The sequence below is a fragment of the Cohnella sp. GCM10027633 genome (assembly GCF_042675445.1).
Lineage (GTDB): Bacteria > Bacillota > Bacilli > Paenibacillales > Paenibacillaceae > Cohnella.
Genome location: NZ_JBHTGV010000007.1, coordinates 226,033 through 242,273 on the forward strand (window position 1 = coordinate 226,033; position 16,241 = coordinate 242,273).

15 protein-coding genes are annotated in these 16,241 nt (G+C 60.5%); 9 read left to right on the plus strand and 6 right to left on the minus strand.

Annotated features, from left to right (window positions below; genetic code table 11):
* Window positions 1-5: 5 nt before the first annotated feature.
* The 4 genes from ACFQZG_RS17695 (at window position 6) to ACFQZG_RS17710 (ending at window position 4,882) form a co-directional block, all read left to right on the plus strand.
* The gene (locus ACFQZG_RS17695) at window positions 6-848 is read left to right on the plus strand and encodes a carbohydrate ABC transporter permease (RefSeq protein ID WP_378154848.1); all 843 of its coding nucleotides are present in this window, start codon (window positions 6-8) and stop codon (window positions 846-848) included.
* Window positions 849-959: 111 nt separating this feature from the next.
* Window positions 960-1,523, plus strand: coding sequence for a glycerol-3-phosphate responsive antiterminator (locus tag ACFQZG_RS17700; RefSeq protein WP_378154850.1), 564 nt, complete (start codon window positions 960-962; stop codon window positions 1,521-1,523).
* Window positions 1,523-3,013, plus strand: coding sequence for a glycerol kinase GlpK (glpK, locus tag ACFQZG_RS17705; RefSeq protein WP_378154941.1), 1,491 nt, complete (start codon window positions 1,523-1,525; stop codon window positions 3,011-3,013). Before ACFQZG_RS17700 ends, glpK begins: the two co-directional genes overlap by 1 nt.
* 171 nt (window positions 3,014-3,184) lie before the next feature.
* The gene (locus ACFQZG_RS17710; protein ID WP_378154852.1) at window positions 3,185-4,882 is read left to right on the plus strand and encodes a glycerol-3-phosphate dehydrogenase/oxidase; all 1,698 of its coding nucleotides are present in this window, start codon (window positions 3,185-3,187) and stop codon (window positions 4,880-4,882) included.
* Window positions 4,883-5,253: 371 nt separating this feature from the next.
* Here ACFQZG_RS17710 and ACFQZG_RS17715 read toward each other — a convergent pair whose 3' ends face one another.
* From ACFQZG_RS17715 to ACFQZG_RS17730, 4 genes are all read right to left on the minus strand, one after another.
* Window positions 5,254-7,329 carry a multicopper oxidase family protein gene (locus tag ACFQZG_RS17715; protein ID WP_378154854.1) on the minus strand — a complete coding sequence of 692 codons (2,076 nt, stop codon included), beginning with the start codon at window positions 7,327-7,329 and terminating at the stop codon, window positions 5,254-5,256.
* A gap of 247 nt (window positions 7,330-7,576) precedes the next feature.
* Window positions 7,577-8,437, minus strand: coding sequence for a DUF4097 family beta strand repeat-containing protein (locus ACFQZG_RS17720; RefSeq protein ID WP_378154856.1), 861 nt, complete (start codon window positions 8,435-8,437; stop codon window positions 7,577-7,579).
* Between the two features lie 3 nt (window positions 8,438-8,440).
* The gene (locus tag ACFQZG_RS17725) at window positions 8,441-8,992 is read right to left on the minus strand and encodes a DUF1700 domain-containing protein (protein WP_378154858.1); all 552 of its coding nucleotides are present in this window, start codon (window positions 8,990-8,992) and stop codon (window positions 8,441-8,443) included.
* A gap of 151 nt (window positions 8,993-9,143) precedes the next feature.
* Complete coding sequence (locus ACFQZG_RS17730) at window positions 9,144-9,476, minus strand: PadR family transcriptional regulator (RefSeq protein WP_378154860.1); 333 nt, start codon at window positions 9,474-9,476, stop codon at window positions 9,144-9,146.
* 268 nt (window positions 9,477-9,744) lie between these two features.
* Between ACFQZG_RS17730 and ACFQZG_RS17735 the strand changes: the two genes are divergently transcribed.
* The 5 genes from ACFQZG_RS17735 to cyoD all read left to right on the plus strand — a co-directional run bounded on the left by ACFQZG_RS17735 (window position 9,745) and on the right by cyoD (window position 14,299).
* On the plus strand, window positions 9,745-9,993 hold the full coding sequence (locus ACFQZG_RS17735; protein WP_378154862.1) for a hypothetical protein: 249 nt from the start codon (window positions 9,745-9,747) through the stop codon (window positions 9,991-9,993).
* Window positions 9,994-10,312: 319 nt separating this feature from the next.
* On the plus strand, window positions 10,313-11,317 hold the full coding sequence (gene cyoA, locus ACFQZG_RS17740; protein ID WP_378154864.1) for a ubiquinol oxidase subunit II: 1,005 nt from the start codon (window positions 10,313-10,315) through the stop codon (window positions 11,315-11,317).
* Between the two features lie 21 nt (window positions 11,318-11,338).
* On the plus strand, window positions 11,339-13,309 hold the full coding sequence (locus tag ACFQZG_RS17745; RefSeq protein ID WP_378154866.1) for a cbb3-type cytochrome c oxidase subunit I: 1,971 nt from the start codon (window positions 11,339-11,341) through the stop codon (window positions 13,307-13,309).
* Window positions 13,309-13,941: a cytochrome o ubiquinol oxidase subunit III gene (gene cyoC / locus ACFQZG_RS17750; protein WP_378154868.1), complete on the plus strand. Its 633-nt coding sequence runs from the start codon at window positions 13,309-13,311 to the stop codon at window positions 13,939-13,941. The genes ACFQZG_RS17745 and cyoC overlap by 1 nt, the downstream gene beginning before the upstream one ends.
* A gap of 1 nt (window position 13,942) precedes the next feature.
* Window positions 13,943-14,299: a cytochrome o ubiquinol oxidase subunit IV gene (gene cyoD, locus ACFQZG_RS17755; protein WP_378154870.1), complete on the plus strand. Its 357-nt coding sequence runs from the start codon at window positions 13,943-13,945 to the stop codon at window positions 14,297-14,299.
* A gap of 439 nt (window positions 14,300-14,738) precedes the next feature.
* On the opposite strand, the gene ACFQZG_RS27595 is transcribed toward cyoD, so the two are convergent.
* Window positions 14,739-15,152 (minus strand): hypothetical protein, encoded by a 414-nt coding sequence (locus ACFQZG_RS27595; RefSeq protein WP_445297464.1) that lies wholly within the window; start codon window positions 15,150-15,152, stop codon window positions 14,739-14,741.
* A gap of 106 nt (window positions 15,153-15,258) precedes the next feature.
* Entirely contained in the window at window positions 15,259-16,149 is an 891-nt protein-coding gene (locus ACFQZG_RS17770) for a cation diffusion facilitator family transporter (RefSeq protein WP_378154876.1), read from the minus strand.
* Between the last annotated feature and the right edge of the window lie 92 nt (window positions 16,150-16,241).

Sequence of the window (16,241 nt, forward strand, 5' to 3'; positions counted from 1 at the left end):
CCGGCATGCTATCGATTCGCAAATGGGGACAGAGACAGCCGTTCCTCCAGTCGTTCATGTGGTTGTACGCGCTATTGTCCATCTATCCGTTATTCTGGATGCTGTTCTACTCGCTCAAGAACAACGAGGAGATCTTCGTCTCCAATCCGTTCGGTCCTCCGACGTCGCTGCGGTTCGAGAATTACAGGACGGCATGGGAAAGCTTCAAGGTGCCGACGTACTTCATGAACAGCGTCATCGTATCGGTCATCACGGTCTTCGGCGCGATCGCCTTGTCGGTCATGTTCGCTTACGCGGCCGCCCGCATGCGCTGGCGCCTGAAGGACGCGGCGCGCACGTACATGATCATCGGCATGTTCATTCCCGTGCAGGTCATCATGATTCCGCTCGCGGTGCTCATCCGCGACTTCCATCTGACGAATTCGTACCTGACGCTGATCGTGCCTTACGTGGCGTTCAACCTGTCGTTCGCGACGATGGTGTTCTACGGCTTCTTCCGCACCGTGCCGCTCGAGCTCGAGGAGTCCGCCTGCATGGACGGCGCTTCGATCTACCGGACGTTCTGGAGCATCATGCTGCCGATCATCCGGCCGGCGATCGCGACGATGGTCATCTTCGTCTTCCTGGCGGCGTGGAACGAGTTCCCGATCGCGCTGATCTTGATCAGCAAGGAATCGCTCAAGACGCTGCCGCTCGGGCTGTTGTTCTTCCAAGGCCAGTTCACGACGGATTGGGGAGCGATGGGGGCGGCGATGACGATCGCGAGCTTGCCGACGGTACTGCTGTACGCGTTCTTCAGCGAGCAAGTGGAGCGGGCGTTGACGGTAGACGCGGCCGTGAAGGGGTAAAAGGTTGTTCGATACGTCGGGCTCATCCGCGGGCGACAAAAGTCGCGGGTGAGCTTTTGCCGTAATCGGTGTAAAATCTCAGTATCGGTATCGGGAGGAGCGTGGGCGCGGATGTCCATCGAAGGTCAGCGGGTGCTGCCGGCGGTCAAGCGGATGGCGGACCTGGAGAAGCTGCTGCCGTCGCCCTACGAATACATCGTGCTGCTCGGCGGGCGCTTGGGCGCCGTTCGTCCGGCGATCGAGCTGGCGGAACGCCACCGCAAGAAGGTTCTGCTGCACGCGGACCTGATCGACGGGCTGAAGAACGACGAGTACGCGGCGGAATTCCTCTGTCAGCAGATCCGGCCGGCGGGGCTTATCTCTACGCGGACGTCCGTGCTGGAGAAGACGAAGCAGAACGGCTTACTCTCGATTCAGCGGTTATTCCTCATCGATTCGGACGCGCTGGACAAGAGCGTGGCGCTCGCCGCGAAGACGAGGCCCGACTTCGTGGAGATGCTGCCGGGGGTGCTTCCGCATCTCGTCGCCGAGGTGCGGGAGCGCACGGGCATTCCGGTCATCGCCGGAGGGCTGATCCGCACGGCGAAGGAACGGGACGACGCGCTGGCGGCGGGAGCGACCGCGATTACGACTTCCAGGCGGGAGCTATGGGAGCACGGGAGGGGGAGCAGATGATGGAGACGTACGTACTGGCGCTCGATCAAGGAACGACGAGTACGCGGGCGCTGCTCGTGGATCGCGACGGCGAGATTTCGCATCTGTCGAGAGAAGAGCTGACGCTGCAATATCCGCATCCGGGCTGGGTCGAAGTCGACGCGGAAGCGATCTGGCGCTCGGCGGTCGGCGTCATCGGAGAGACGCTGCGGCGTTCAGGCTTGGGGGCCGCGCAAATGGCGGCGATCGGCATTACGAACCAGCGGGAGACGGTCGTCGTATGGGACCGCGCGACGGGAGAGCCGATCCGCCCGGCGATCGTCTGGCAATCGCGGCAGACGGCGGACATCTGCGCGGAGCTGAAGGACGGGGGATACGAGCCGTTATTCCGGTCCGCGACGGGCTTGCTGCTCGATCCGTACTTCTCCGGCACGAAGATCGCCTGGATGCTTCGGCATACGGAAGGCGCCGCGGAGCGCGCGGCGAACGGGGAGCTGCTGGCGGGCACGATAGACAGCTGGCTCGTATGGAAGCTGACGGGCGGGGCGGCGCACGTGACCGACGCGAGTAACGCCTCGCGGACGCTGCTGTACAACATTCACGAACGCCGCTGGGACGAGCGGTTGCTGGAGGCGCTCGGCGTTCCCGCGGCGATGCTGCCCTCAGTGCGGTCGACTTCGGAAGTGTACGGCGTGACGGAAGCGAGCTTGTTCGGAGGGGAGATCCCGATCGCCGCGGTCGTCGGCGACCAGCAGGCGGCGTTGTTTGGGCAAGGCTGCCATTCACCGGGCGACGCGAAGAACACGTACGGAACGGGTTGCTTCATGCTCATGAACACCGGAGAAGAGGCGAAAGCTTCGGAACGCGGGCTGCTTACGACGGTTGCCTGGCAGATCGGGGACCGGACGGAGTATGCGCTCGAGGGCAGCGTGTTCGTCGGCGGCTCGGCGATCCAGTGGCTGCGCGACGAGTTGGGCGTCATCGGCTCGGCGGCGGAATCGGAAGCGCTGGCGCTGCAGGTCGAATCGACGGACGGCGTGTATGTCGTGCCCGCGTTCGTCGGTCTCGGCACGCCGCATTGGGATAGCGAGGTGCGCGGCTCGGTGTTCGGACTGACGCGCGGAACGACGAGGGCGCACCTGGTGCGCGCGACGTTGGAGTCGCTCGCGTACCAGACGAAGGACGTGCTGGCGGCGATGGAGGATGACGCGGGAATGCGGCTGACGGCGCTCGGCGTCGACGGCGGCGCGGTCATGAACGGCTTCTTGATGCAGTTCCAGAGCGACATGCTCGGCGTGCCGGTGGCGCTTCCGGAGCAGCACGAGTCGACGGCGCTGGGCGCTGCCTACTTCGCGGGGTTGGCGGTCGGGTACTGGGAGAGCCGGGAGCAAGTTCGCTCGCTGAAGCGGATCGCGCGGACGTACGAGCCGCGGATGGGGACGGCGGAGAGGGACGCGTTGTACCGGGGCTGGCTTCGCGCGGTGCGCGCGGCTATCGCGTTCAAGGAATAGGAATAGGAATAGGAATAGTGAGTGGAAGAGCTTCGCCTTACAAGTTAATAACGGTTGGAGAATCGGAGAAACCACGTTGCGCTTTCGCGATCCCGTTAGGGAGGCGAGAGTCGTTGGCGTGGTTTTTGGCGTTCGTCGCATCATATAACAGTACAGACGGAGGAATGAGGCATGGCGGATATGGAATACGCAGAGGCGATTATCAGGGATGGCGGGCTGTCCGCGTCGCGCCGCGCCGAACGATTGGCGAAGATGGCCGAAGGACCGATCGATCTGCTCGTCGTCGGCGGGGGCATTACGGGCGCGGGCATCGCGCTGGACGCGGCAACGCGCGGATTAAGAGTCGCGCTCGTCGAGATGCAGGACTACGCGGCGGGCACGTCGAGCCGATCGACGAAGCTCGTGCACGGCGGCCTTCGCTACTTGAAGCAGCTCGAGTTCGGCGTCGTCGCCGAGGTCGGCAAGGAGAGAGCGATCGTCTACGAGAACGGTCCGCACGTCACGACGCCGGAATGGATGCTGCTGCCGTTCTATAAGGGCGGCACGTTCGGGCCGCTCTCGACGTCGCTCGGCCTTCGCGTCTACGACTTCCTCGCGGGCGTCCGGAAGAGCGAACGCCGACGGATGCTGAGCGCCGAGGAGGCGGCGAAACGGGAACCGCTGCTGAAGCGGGAAGGCTTGCGGGGCGGAGGCTATTACGTCGAGTACCGAACCGACGACGCACGGCTGACGCTGGAGGTCATGAAGAAGGCCGCCGAGAGCGGGGCGCTTACCGTCAATTACGCTGCGGCGGAATCGTTCCTCTACGAGGGCGGCAAGCTCGTGGGCGCCGTCGTCCGTGATCGGGTCGGCGGGGGAGCATACGCCGTGAAGGCGACGACGGTCGTCAACGCGGCCGGGCCGTGGGTCGACGAGCTGCGGGAGCTGGACCGCTCGAAGCGCGGCAAGACGCTGCGCCTGACGAAGGGCGTGCATCTCGTATTCGATCGGGCGAGGTTCCCGCTCGGGCAGGCGATCTACTTCGACGCGCCTGACGGTCGAATGCTGTTCGCGATTCCTCGCGACGGCAAGACGTACTTCGGGACGACGGACACCGTATACGAAGCGGACATCGCGAATCCGAGAATGACCGGGGAAGACCGGCGCTACTTGCTGGACGCGGCGAACCGGATGTTCCCGGGGCTCGGCTTGACGGCGGCGGACGCGGAATCGAGCTGGGCGGGGCTTCGGCCGCTCGTCTACCAGGAAGGCAAGTCTCCATCCGACATCTCCCGCCGCGACGAAATCTTCGAATCTGCGTCGGGGCTTATCTCGATCGCCGGCGGCAAGCTGACCGGCTATCGCCGCATGGCGGAGACGGTCGTGGACCGGGTCGGACGACGGTTGCGAGCAGCGGGCGGTCCGATCGTAGGGGCTAGCCGTACGAAGAGACTCCCGATTTCCGGCGGCGACGTGGGAGGCTCGGCGCGATTCGAAGCTTACGTCGGGGAGCAGAGAGCGGAAGGGATTCGCGGCGGGCTGGATGCGGCGGAGGCGGTGCGCCTTGCCCGGCAATACGGCTCCAACGCGCCGAAGCTGTTCGCGATCGCGGCAGAGGGCGGAGCCGCACGGTCGCTGTCCGCGCGTCACGGGCTGCCGCTCGACCTGGCGGCCGAGCTCGTCTACGCGATCGCCGAAGAGAGCGCGATCGCGCCGGTTGACTTCTGGATCCGGCGCACGGGGCGGCTGTTCTTCGACATCGCATATGTACGGCAATGGCGAGACGCCTTGCACTCGGCGATGGGAGAGCTGCTCGGGTGGAGCGAGGAGGAGGGAGACGCTCATCGCGAAGGATTGGAGCGCGCGTTGGCGGAGGCGAGCGGCGCGTGAATGTAGCGTTGCCGGTGCGGCGCGATGCGGAGGAATGCTCGTTGCCCGGCACCTGTGCGCATTCTCGTCATCGGGCGACGTGTATGAATATTCATATATAATATCCGCGAATAGGGCCAAATTCGAAATTGTATTCGAAATTCCGAATACATTCGGAGCTAAACCGCGGAAGCGAGGGGAATCTGTATGAAATATCGCATACATTCGCCCAAACCCGGGTATCCGCGCAATATGAACTCGACAAACCGAGTACATTCGCAAGTCGGCCGCGCTCGCAATACGTGCGATAGACGTAAGGGTATTTCATCGCGTCACGCAATGCAAGCCCCCTCCCAAGCGGAGGGGGCTTGCATGCGTTCGCCGTTCACCGTTCATTCGGGATGATTGCGGGTATCGGTTCCGATTTCGTAAGGCGAGGTCACGCCTTCGTACATGAGATGCATCGACATGCCGACGGCCGCGTGGGTCAAGTTGTGGCAATGATCCATCCATAACCCGGGATTGTCGGCGGCGAAAGCGACCTCGTAGACGTCGCCGGGCAACACGTCCAGCGTGTCCGACCACCACGGGCTTCCGGTCGACGCTTCCCCGTTGCGGGAGAGGACGAGCATGTGGTGGCCGTGAAGGTGCATCGGGTGGTCGACTTCGCCGCGGTTGTAGATCGTCGTCTTGATCAGATCGCCTTCTTGCACCATGAACATCGGCGTGTTCGGGAACACTTCCCCGTTGATCGTGTACAGCGAACCGAACGAACCGTTATAGAAGCCGAACTTGTTGTCCAGCACCATCTCGAAATCCCGGTCGAAGTCGCTATCGGCGTTGAACGGGGTCGCGGCCGGCTCGCCGTAATCCAGCGGATCGAACGCGGCCGTCTTCGGAACGTCGGGGACGTCGCCTTGGCCGTCCGGGCTTAGCAACACGCCGAGCTTGTTGCCGTTCCCTACGGCGAGATAGACGGGGCGGTCCGGCATGACGAACGCGAGATCGGCTCTGCCGCCGGTCGTCAGCTCGACGCGCGTATTCTCGATCGTCTGCGGCCCGTTCAAGTCGGTGCCGTCGATCGCCGCGACTCGGAAAGGGGTGCCGACGAGCGTATAGCGCTGTCTGATCCAGTCGTCCGTATTAATGAGACGCAGTCTGACCGGCGTCCCCGGGGCGATTCGCTTGCGCTCTACGCCGTCGTTGGCGCCGACGGCCATTCTGCCGTCCCACAAATGCGTAAGGACGACGACGTCTTGCTCTCCGGTCGAACCTGAACCTGAACCTGCATCCGCGTCGGCCGGCTCGACGATCAGCGGACCGAACAGGCCTCTCTCGACCGCTTCTTGGGACACCTGGTGCGAGTGGTACCAGAACGTCCCCGCCTGCTCGGCGACGAACCGGTAGACGTGGCTCTCTCCCGGCATAACGGCGTCCTGGGTCGCTCCCGCGACACCGTCCTCGGCGTTCGGCACGTCGAGCCCGTGCCAGTGGATCGTGACGCCGTCGTCGATATCTTCGTTGAAGAGCGTCACTTCGACGAGCTCGCCTTGCCTCATGCGCAGCTCGGTGCCGGGAATGCTGCCGCCGTACGTCCATGCGTTCACTTGCTCGCCCGAGGCGAGCGTCGCCGTCGTCTTGCGGGCGGTCACGGTGAACGTCCGGTCCGGCTCGCCATCCCGAGGGCCTGTCAGCATCGCGACGGACGTCGCCTTCGCGGGATCGTGCGACAGCGCCGTGCCGCCGCCGAAGTCCATCGGTCCTTCGCTCATATTCAGCGAGGCCGGCAGCTTGCTAGAGCGCATGCCGACGACGATCAGGACGACGGCGACGCCGACCGCCGCGCCGTACAGGCCGAGCGCCCGCAGCAAGCGGAGGCGCCGATGCCGGACGAGGTCGCCCTCCTTGCCGATCGTCTTCCCGATGCGGGAGTTGCGCAGCCAAGTTCCGTAGATCGCCAATGCGAGGACGGCGACGGGGAGGAGCAACGAGAGCGGTCTTACGGGCACGGACGGCGTGAAGAGGTAGACGTAGAACAACGCCGCGGCGCTTAGCGCCAGCGCTTGGAACGGCACGACGATAAGCGGATGGGCGGCGCGCTCGCGGAGGACGGCTGGATCAGGCGCCGCGCCTTTCGCGCCCGTCGATGTCCACAGCCGCCACAATCTCGGCACGGAGAGGACCCATACGCCGGCAAGCGGAACGAGCAGCAGCGGCAGATGCACGTACGCTCGGTCTTCCCAGAACATCGGATCGAACGTGGAGGGCATCAGTGCGATCGCCGCGATCGCGACGGCAGCGGGAAAGCTGGCGTAGACCGCCCAGACGAGCTGCTTCCGCGCTTTGCGGTGCAGTCTCTCCGCGGACCCGGCGTAGACGAGCTTCGCGGCTTTGCCGCTAGCGATCCAAGAGAAGATCAGGACGAACATGGCGCTCGCCAATTCGGCGCGGCTAAGGATAGAGAACAAGGATAAGGGCCTCCTTCGGGTGTAGGGACTGCGCGAATCGGTTCATACCGACGAGGCGCGCCATCCGGCCGTTCAATAGCTTCATCTTAAGCGGTGCCGCGGTCCGAGCGTAACCGCCTTGAGGTCGTGCGCGGCCCGGACTTAGGTTGGGGAACCGGACCGGACTCGCGAACGCATCCGCGCGAACGGGCATGGCAGAACAACGCACCTAGCGCGCGAGGCGGAAGGTGCGTGTCGTCATGCTATTTTACTTCTCCTCGATCGTGACGTTGCCGCTATCGGTCCTGACTTTAATATACTCGGTCGTCGTGCGCTTCGATTCCGGATAGTTCGTCTTGCCGGAGTCGACCTTCACGTCGTAGAAGCCACCGAAGCCGGTCGGCACCTGCACGTAAACGTTGCCGGAGTCGGCTTCGATCGTCGCGTCGTCGCCCGTCAGCTTATACAGGCGAATGTTGCCCGAGTCGACCTCGATCTCCGACGGGCCGGACAGATCGTTCAACCGAATGCTGCCGGAGTCCGCATCGACCTTGACGGCTGCCGTAACACCGTTCCCCGTCACGTTGCCCGAGTCGATGTCGACGTCCAGCCGGTCGGCCTTGTAATTGTCGATCGTCACGTTGCCGGAATCGATGTCGACGGTCGTCTCGCCGAGCGCGATGAACGCGGCGTTCTTGAGCGAGAAGTTGCCGGAATCCATGCTAAGCCTGAGCGCGTCCCATCGTATGCCGTCGGCTACCGTTATCGTCAGCTTCTCCTTCGCGTGGAAAGAATCGAAATCGAAGAAATGGAACCAACGTTGCGGTTTCTTCCGCAAATCGAGCTCCAAGGCGCCGCCCGCGATCTCGGTCGCGAGCGTCTCGGCGACCATGCGCTCGGTGCCTTCGCCTTCGAGGGCGATGGAGCTCGTGCCGTCCGTGCTTCTCACGAACGCGATGTCTACGCTATAGTCGCTCTTGATCTGAAGCCGCTCGAGCGATTGCGCGTCGAAGCTCCACGTCTTCTTCACGGGCTCGAGATCTCCTCCCGTGCGCCAGCCGTAGGAAGCGATGCCGGCGACTCCGACCAATACGAGCGCGATGCCGGCGACAATCCATAGTTTTCTCATGGCTTACGTCCTCCCTAACCAAGTTCTTTCCGTCCATTTCCAATACCCGATCGTAATGAACAATATCCATTTGATTCCGTAATACCGTACGAAATAGGCCAGCAACATGCCGACGCCGGTCGAGCCGATCGCGAGGAACAGCTTGGCGATCGTCGCGTCTCCGTATGCGAGCTGCTCGACGAGCAGGATGAAGAGCGACAAGCAGCCGAACACGGCTACCGCGCATATCGAGACGAATCCGGCCCAGATCGAGACGAGCGCGGGCAAGGCGACCATGTTCAGGAAGACGAGGGCGATCGTGACGCCGATCATTCGCGCGATGTCCCGTCTCGGCGGCGCGGGTGAATTGGGCACGAAGTAGAAGTTCGGACCTAAGATGTCTTTGGCAATAGCGAGCGGATCGCCTAGCATGGTCGCGGTCTCTGCCTCGCTTCTGCCGTTCTCCGCGCCGGAATCGAAGTGCGATTCGTAATCGAGCAGCAGCTCTTCGCGTTCCGGCGCGGGCATCGGAGCCAGATAATAGCGAAGCGCCGAGAGATACTCCTGTTTGGTCATGGGACTCTCCCTTTACTTGAAAAGTGTTGAAGGCGCGCGGCCTTCCGTTCGACGTTCGGCTCCGATGCTTTCATTGTAAACCCGTCGGATCGAAGCCGTATCCAACCCGGGTTCATGATCGGCCTAGACTTGAGGATGGTTTTGCGGCGATTCAGGTTACCGGAAATTCTCCTTCTTGAATCAGGTCGGATACGCTCCGGACGAACGCGTTCCATGCCGCGATCATCTCCGTGGCGTAAGCAAGACCTTCCTCGGTCAGCTTGTAGTACTTGCGCGGGGGACCTTCGTTCGATTCCCGCAAGTACGTCGTGCAGCGTCCTTCGTTCACCAATCGTCGAAGCAGCGGATACAGCGCGCCTTCCGCCACTTCCACGTGCTTCGAGACCGCTTCCGCCAATTCGTAGCCGTACCGGTCCTGCTTGTTGATGAGGACGAGCACGCACAGCTCGAGGACGCCTTTCTTGAATTGCGTATTAATGTCCAACCGGTGTCCCTCCTATCGATTCCGTTCGATGCGTCATTGATGCCGATGGCTATAATTTAACACACTGTACTGATCAATGCAAGATACCTAAAAATACACGGTAGATGATCGGACGGAACGGTATAACGGAACGCGAAAAGGCATAGCCTAAATTTCAAGCGAATCCGCGACAACGACTTTATTTCGTCACAATTCTGTGCTAAAATGGTCACATATAAAGCGCTTTCGATAATCTCGGCGGCGCGAGCAACGGAAAGGATGTTACGATATGCAAAATCGCGAAATGGCACGGATGCTCAAATGGGTGGCGATGGTCGTCCTCGGCGTAGGTCTCGTCTGCTGTTTGCTTAATATTACGCAGTTCAACGATCGCAACCTCGGCCTGATGGTCGGTCTCGGCTTCTTGGTCGGAGGCAGCCAGATTATGTTGTTCGGAGTCATCGCTCCGCTCATGCAACGCAACCAAGAATCGTCCGCGCAACCGGTCGCCGCGTTGTCGACGGAACAAGCGCAATAACGTCATATCGAATGAACTACCCGCAGGGTCGTTCCGCCGGTCGATTATCGACCGGAGGCGCGGCCCTGTTTTTGCGCGCGCGCGTTCGGGTAACGAGGAATATTGCGGATACGGGTCGTTTGTATGTGATTAAAATCACAATATGACAAAACCGTGAACATTGTATTGCGGAATTAAGACGGATATTTGACGCAATTGTTAACAGTGCGGCGGCCGGCGAAGCTTTCTGATAAGGTGGGTACATAAGCGGTATCCTGTATGGGATGAGAAATAACGGAGCCCTCGTAGGGTTCGTGCACAAGAGATGGGAGAGATAGACATGGCGACAAGGTTGCGGCGGATGGCCGCGGTAGTATCGCTCATCGCGATGGCGGTCTTGATGACGGGCTGCGGCGATAAGATCGTCGTGCTGAACCCGAAAGGCGAGGTCGGCAAGCATCAACTGGATCTTATCCTTATATCTACGGCGCTGTGCCTGGTCGTGATCCTGCCGGTGCTGATCATCACGTTCGTCATCGTCTGGCGCTACAGACAGAGAACGAACAGCAAGGCGAAGTACGATCCCGAATGGGAACATAATACGAAGCTCGAAGCGACCTGGTGGGGAATCCCGATCGTCATTATCGCGATCCTCGCGGGCATTACGATTCATTATACTTACAAGCTCGAGCCATCCAAGCCGCTCGAGCACGAAGCGGAGCCGCTCGTCATCCAGGTGACGTCGCTCGACTGGAAATGGCTGTTCCAATATCCCGAGCAGGATATCGCGACCGTCAACTACGTGCAGTTCCCGGCGAACCGTCCGGTCCGCTTCGAGCTGACGTCGGACGCGCCGATGAACTCGTTCTGGATTCCTCAACTCGGCGGACAGATCTACACGATGTCCGGCATGGCGATGAAGCTGAACCTGATCGCCGACGAGCCGGGCGAATACTTGGGCATGGGCGCGAACTTCAGCGGCAAAGACTTCGCGAAGATGCAGTTCAAGGCCAACGCCATCTCCCAGCAGGAGTTCGACGCCTGGGTAACGGACGTGAAACGTTCCACGCCGGAGCTGACCGACGAGGGCTACGAGCGTCTCGCGATGCCGGGCGTCGTGGAGGATACGATGGAATTCTCCGACATTCCGGAAGGGTTGTTCGATCGCATCGTGAACAAGTACGGTTCGCATGAAGGGCATGGAGCGTCATCCGGTTCCGAGCATTCGGATTCGGAGCATTCCGGTCATGAGGCCGCGAAGGATGCGGAAGCGTCCGTCTCCGATGCGCAACCGATCGCCGATACGGCCGGTTCGGAGCAATCGTCCGAACATCATCATCATTAACGCAGGGAAGGGGGAACTCGCATGTGGGATAATATCAAGGATTTCGCCGGAGACTTCTTCGTTACGGGCGATCCGTTAATTTACGGCGCGGACGTCGCGATCGTGCTGACGATGGTGTCCATCGTCGCCGCGCTCAGTTACTTCAAGAAATGGACGTGGCTATGGAAAGAATGGCTCACGACCGTCGACCATAAGAAGATCGGCATCATGTACGTCATCGCCTCGCTACTCATGCTGTTCCGGGGCGGCGTCGACGCGCTGCTCATGCGCACGCAGTTGGCGGTGCCGGAGCTCGACTTCTTGACGCCGGAGCACTATAACGCGATTTTCACGACGCATGGCGTCATCATGATCTTGTTCATGGCCATGCCGCTCATGTTCGGTTTGTTCAACATCGTCGTGCCGCTCCAGATCGGCGCGCGCGACGTCGCGTATCCGTTCCTGAACTCGCTCAGCTTCTGGCTGTTCTTCTTCGGGGCGATGCTGTTCAACATGTCGTTCGTCATCGGCGGTTCGCCGGATGCCGGATGGCTCGCCTATCCGCCGTTATCGGAGCTGTCGCACAGTCCGGGCGTCGGGCAAGACTTCTATATCTGGGGCATACAGATATCCGGGATCGGCAGCTTGATGACCGGCATCAACTTCATCGTCACCATTCTGAAGATGCGCGCGCCGGGCATGAAGCTGATGAAAATGCCGATGTTCACCTGGTCGACGCTGTCCAGCTGCCTGACGATCATTCTCGCGTTCCCGATTCTGACCGTCACGTTGGCGCTGCTCTTCATCGACCGCTACCTCGGCGCGCACTTCTTCACGCTCGACGGCGGCGGCAACCCGATGATGTACATCAATCTCATCTGGATGTGGGGACACCCCGAAGTATACATCGTTATCTTGCCTGCGTTCGGCATCTTCTCGGAGATCGTCGCGACGTTCTCCAAGAAGCGGCTGTTCGGTTACAAGTCGATGGTGTTCGCTCTCATGAGCATTAGCTTCTTCTCGTTCTTCACATGGGCTCACCACTTCTTCACGATGGGCTCCGGAGCCGACGTCAACGCGTTCTTCGCGGTGACGACGATGCTGATCGCGATCCCGACCGGGGTCAAAGTGTTCAACTGGCTGTTCACGATGTACCGCGGACGGCTGTCGTTCCCGACGCCGATGATGTGGACGATCGCGTTCATTCCGTGCTTCGTCGTCGGCGGCATGACCGGCGTGCTGCTCTCGGTGGCGCCGGCGGACTTCCAGTTCCATAACAGCTACTTCCTGATCGCGCACTTCCACCAAGTGCTCATCGGCGGCGTCGCATTCGGTTTCTTCGCGGGTCTCTACTACTGGTGGCCGAAGGTGTTCGGCTTCAAGCTGCACGAAGGCATCGGCAAGTGGGCATTCTGGTTCTGGAACGCCGGCTTCTACATCTGCTTCATGCCGCAATACCTGCTCGGACTTATGGGCATGACGCGCCGCGTCAACACGTACGGCTGGGACAGCGGCTGGTGGGAGCTTAACCTCGTCTCGACGATCGGCGGCTTCCTGATGGGTATCGGCTTCCTGTTCCAAGTGTGGCAAATTCTCCATAGCATCAAGTTCATGCAGAAGGATACGACGGGCGATCCGTGGAACGCGCGCACGCTCGAGTGGTCGATTCCGTCGCCGGCTCCGCTCTACAACTTCGCGACCGTGCCGCAAGTAAGCGAGCGCGATCCTTGGTGGGAAGAGAAGCTTCGCAAGGAGAAGGGCATCGCGCCGCCTCCGAAGCCGCCGCTCGAACCGATCCATATGCCGAAGAACTCGGGCATTCCGATCGTCATGTCGCTGTTCTGGTTCATCGCGGGCTTCGGGTTCGTCTTCGATTGGCTGTGGATCGCCATTCCGGGTCTCGTCGGCGTAGCCGCGAGCATGCTCGTCCATTCGTTCAACTATAATACCGACTATTATATTCCGGTCGACGAAGTCAAGCGGACGGAAGCCGCGGCGGGGAGGGTTGTCTGATGGCACACGTTAAAAGTCACGGAGCGATGTCGCCGGCAGCTCACGATCACGGCCACGGCCATGACGGGCATCACGATCTCGAATCGCTTCGCATGATGGGCTTCTGGATTTTCCTGATTACCGACTGTATCCTGTTCGGAACGCTATTCGCCACGTTCGCGGTGCTGCACGACAGCAGCGCGGGCGGGCCGACGTTGTCCGAGATGATCGAGATGCCGGGCGTTATCGCCGAGACGTTCATCTTGCTCACGAGCAGCTTCACGAGCGGCCTCGCGGTGCTGTGCATGCACAAGGGAGACCGCAAAGGCTTGATTGCTTGGTTGGCCGTCACCGTATTGCTCGGCGCTTCGTTCATCACGCTGGAGGTGACGGAATTCATCCACTTCGTGCACGAAGGCGCTGCGATCGGCACGAGCGCGACGTGGTCGTCGTTCTTCGTCCTCGTCGGCACGCACGGCTTGCACGTCTCGCTCGGCCTCGTATGGATGATCGCCATTATCCTTCAGCTCGCCAAGCACGGCATTACGCCGGTCACGAAGCGCAAGGTCGGCATTATCAGCTTGTACTGGCATTTCCTCGACGTCGTCTGGATCTTCGTCTTCACGATCGTCTACTTGATGGAGGTGATGTAAGATGGCGCAAGGGACGAACGCTCATTCGCACCACGACCACGGGCACGATCACGGTCATGACGAACACGAATCGCACGGTTCGCTGAAGTCTTACGTCATCGGCTTCCTGTTGTCGCTCGTGCTGACGGCCATCCCGCTCCTCGTCGTGCTGAACGACTGGATGGAGGGCACTCCGGCGAAGCTGCTGTTGCTCGGCTCGGCCGTGCTGCAATTCGTCGTCCAGCTGTTCTACTTCATGCACTTGAAGGAAGAGAAGAAGCCGCGGTACAACCTGATGGTGCTCATTCTCGGCATCGCGATCGTGTTCACGATTGTCGCGGGCTCGATCTGGATTATGACTTACAACAAAGTGGCTTAGTGCCTCTTATCGCTATCTTCTCATGACACCTCGGCAACCGCGCTCATCGCGCACTTGGAGTAATCGGGGTGGTTGGCGCGGAATAACGGAACTCGGTTCCGTTATTTTTGCGTGTTGGGGGGTGGTTGCGGCGATCAGGGCGGGCCGATCCACTGGTCTTCGATTCGCGTGCTCCGGTAGAGTTGGCGGACATGGATGACGCTATTTCGTGTAATCGGGCGTGAGAGGACGGTCCGGCGGACACAGATGCCCTTATTGCGGCGTTGCGGCGTAAAAAGCTGCGTTGCGGCAGGAATAGCGTCACTGGTGTCCGCGAGCGCTGCAATTATTGGAGCTTTGGTTGGAATAGGGGCGTTGGTGTCCATATAGCACGTGGATTAGGAAAAAAGGGGCTGCGTCTCGATCATCGGAAGATGATGAGATGCGGCCCCTTGGCGTATTAGGATCCTTGCAGCTTGCGCACGTCGCCTTCGACCGTAAACAGCCGATCGTTCAACACGCGCAGTTGGCTGTCGGTTCGCTCGAAGCGTTGTTCGACCTTCTGGTTGATCTGATGCAGAATGGCGACGACGTCTTCGTTCTGCGTCTCTTCGATCCGATCCAGTTGTTTCTGCATGCTTGCGAGTTGACCTTCGATGCCTTCGATCTTGCCCTCGATACCTACGATCTTGCCTTCGATGCCTTCGATCTTGCCTTCGATGCCTTCGATCTTGCCTTCGATACCTTCGATCTTGCCTTCGATACCCTCGATCTTACCCTCGATACGCTCCAGCTTCGCATGAACGGGAGACAACTCCCGCTTCAACTCGTCCTGCAGCACTCCTCTTAACGCTTCGATCAATTGCGGTTCCATCGCTTCACCTCTAGTGGAGATAATGGGGCCGGTCCGTCGTGTAGATTCTTATTATAGTATAGCGAATCGGATAAAAATATACAAACATATGTTCTTATTCGTCGAATCAATCCGCATACCAAGGATTCAGATGCACCATCACTTCGACCACGTCCGAATCGGCGTCCATGATCCGTTGCTTGATCAGGCGGCTGATGTCGTGGCCCCGTTGAATCGTATAATCGCCGGGCACGCCGACGCGCACGTCGACGGTAATGTAGTGGCCGTGCTCGCGCGCGCGAACGCGGTCGATGCGCTTGATCGGCTCGATCGCGGAGATGAGCGTCTCGTACCGCGACAGCTTCTCCGGCGCGACGTTGCGCTCCATCAGAATGTTGACCGCCTCATGTCCGATCTCGTAGGCAAGCTTCAATACGAGCGCGGAGACGATAATGCCCGCGATCGGATCTCCGTAGGCGCCCCATGCCCAGCCGTAATGATCGCCGAGCAGACCGACGCCGATGCCGACGACGGCGGCGAGGGAGGCGTATACGTCGGCCAAATGGTCGTAAGCGGTAGCCATCACGCTCTTGCTGTTCGTCTCCTTGCCGACGCGCAGCGTGTAGACGTAGAGTCCCTGCTTCCAGACGAGCGAGAGCGCGGCCGCGCCGAGCGCCAGCCAGCTCTCTTCGCCCGCCGGCTCGAACAACGCGACGACCGATTGGAAGGCGATCCATAGAGCGGCGAGGATAAGGACGATGGAGACGAACGCGGACGCGACGACTTCGGCTTTGCCGTGTCCGTACGGGTGATCTTCGTCGGCCGGTTTCTTGGATACCATAGAGGAAGTAAGCGCCGCTACGGTCGCGATAATGTCGCCCGCGTTATGCACGCCGTCCGCGAGCAAGACCGGGCTCCCGAGCAATATCCCGGCGACGAGCTTAAGCGCGGTAAGTACGACGTTGCTGATTAAACTGATCCAGATCGCCAATAATCCGGAATGATGCCTATCCGCCACAAAGATTGCCCCTTCTAATAAAGTTTGCCCCGCGCAAAAAATAAATCAGGCTTCCAACCCTAGGGTCGGAAGCCTGTATTCGAGACGATGAT

What these genes read in the sequence shown, in the direction of transcription:
- ACFQZG_RS17695 (WP_378154848.1), top strand. Translation starts at nt 6, where the DNA reads ATGCTATCGATTCGCAAATGGGGACAGAGACAGCCGTTCCTCCAGTCG.
- ACFQZG_RS17700 (WP_378154850.1), top strand. Translation starts at nt 960, where the DNA reads ATGTCCATCGAAGGTCAGCGGGTGCTGCCGGCGGTCAAGCGGATGGCG.
- glpK (WP_378154941.1), top strand. Translation starts at nt 1,523, where the DNA reads ATGGAGACGTACGTACTGGCGCTCGATCAAGGAACGACGAGTACGCGG.
- ACFQZG_RS17710 (WP_378154852.1), top strand. Translation starts at nt 3,185, where the DNA reads ATGGCGGATATGGAATACGCAGAGGCGATTATCAGGGATGGCGGGCTG.
- ACFQZG_RS17720 (WP_378154856.1), bottom strand. Translation starts at nt 8,437, where the DNA reads ATGAGAAAACTATGGATTGTCGCCGGCATCGCGCTCGTATTGGTCGGA.
- ACFQZG_RS17725 (WP_378154858.1), bottom strand. Translation starts at nt 8,992, where the DNA reads ATGACCAAACAGGAGTATCTCTCGGCGCTTCGCTATTATCTGGCTCCG.
- ACFQZG_RS17735 (WP_378154862.1), top strand. Translation starts at nt 9,745, where the DNA reads ATGCAAAATCGCGAAATGGCACGGATGCTCAAATGGGTGGCGATGGTC.
- cyoA (WP_378154864.1), top strand. Translation starts at nt 10,313, where the DNA reads ATGGCGACAAGGTTGCGGCGGATGGCCGCGGTAGTATCGCTCATCGCG.
- ACFQZG_RS17745 (WP_378154866.1), top strand. Translation starts at nt 11,339, where the DNA reads ATGTGGGATAATATCAAGGATTTCGCCGGAGACTTCTTCGTTACGGGC.
- cyoC (WP_378154868.1), top strand. Translation starts at nt 13,309, where the DNA reads ATGGCACACGTTAAAAGTCACGGAGCGATGTCGCCGGCAGCTCACGAT.
- cyoD (WP_378154870.1), top strand. Translation starts at nt 13,943, where the DNA reads ATGGCGCAAGGGACGAACGCTCATTCGCACCACGACCACGGGCACGAT.
- ACFQZG_RS27595 (WP_445297464.1), bottom strand. Translation starts at nt 15,152, where the DNA reads ATGGAACCGCAATTGATCGAAGCGTTAAGAGGAGTGCTGCAGGACGAG.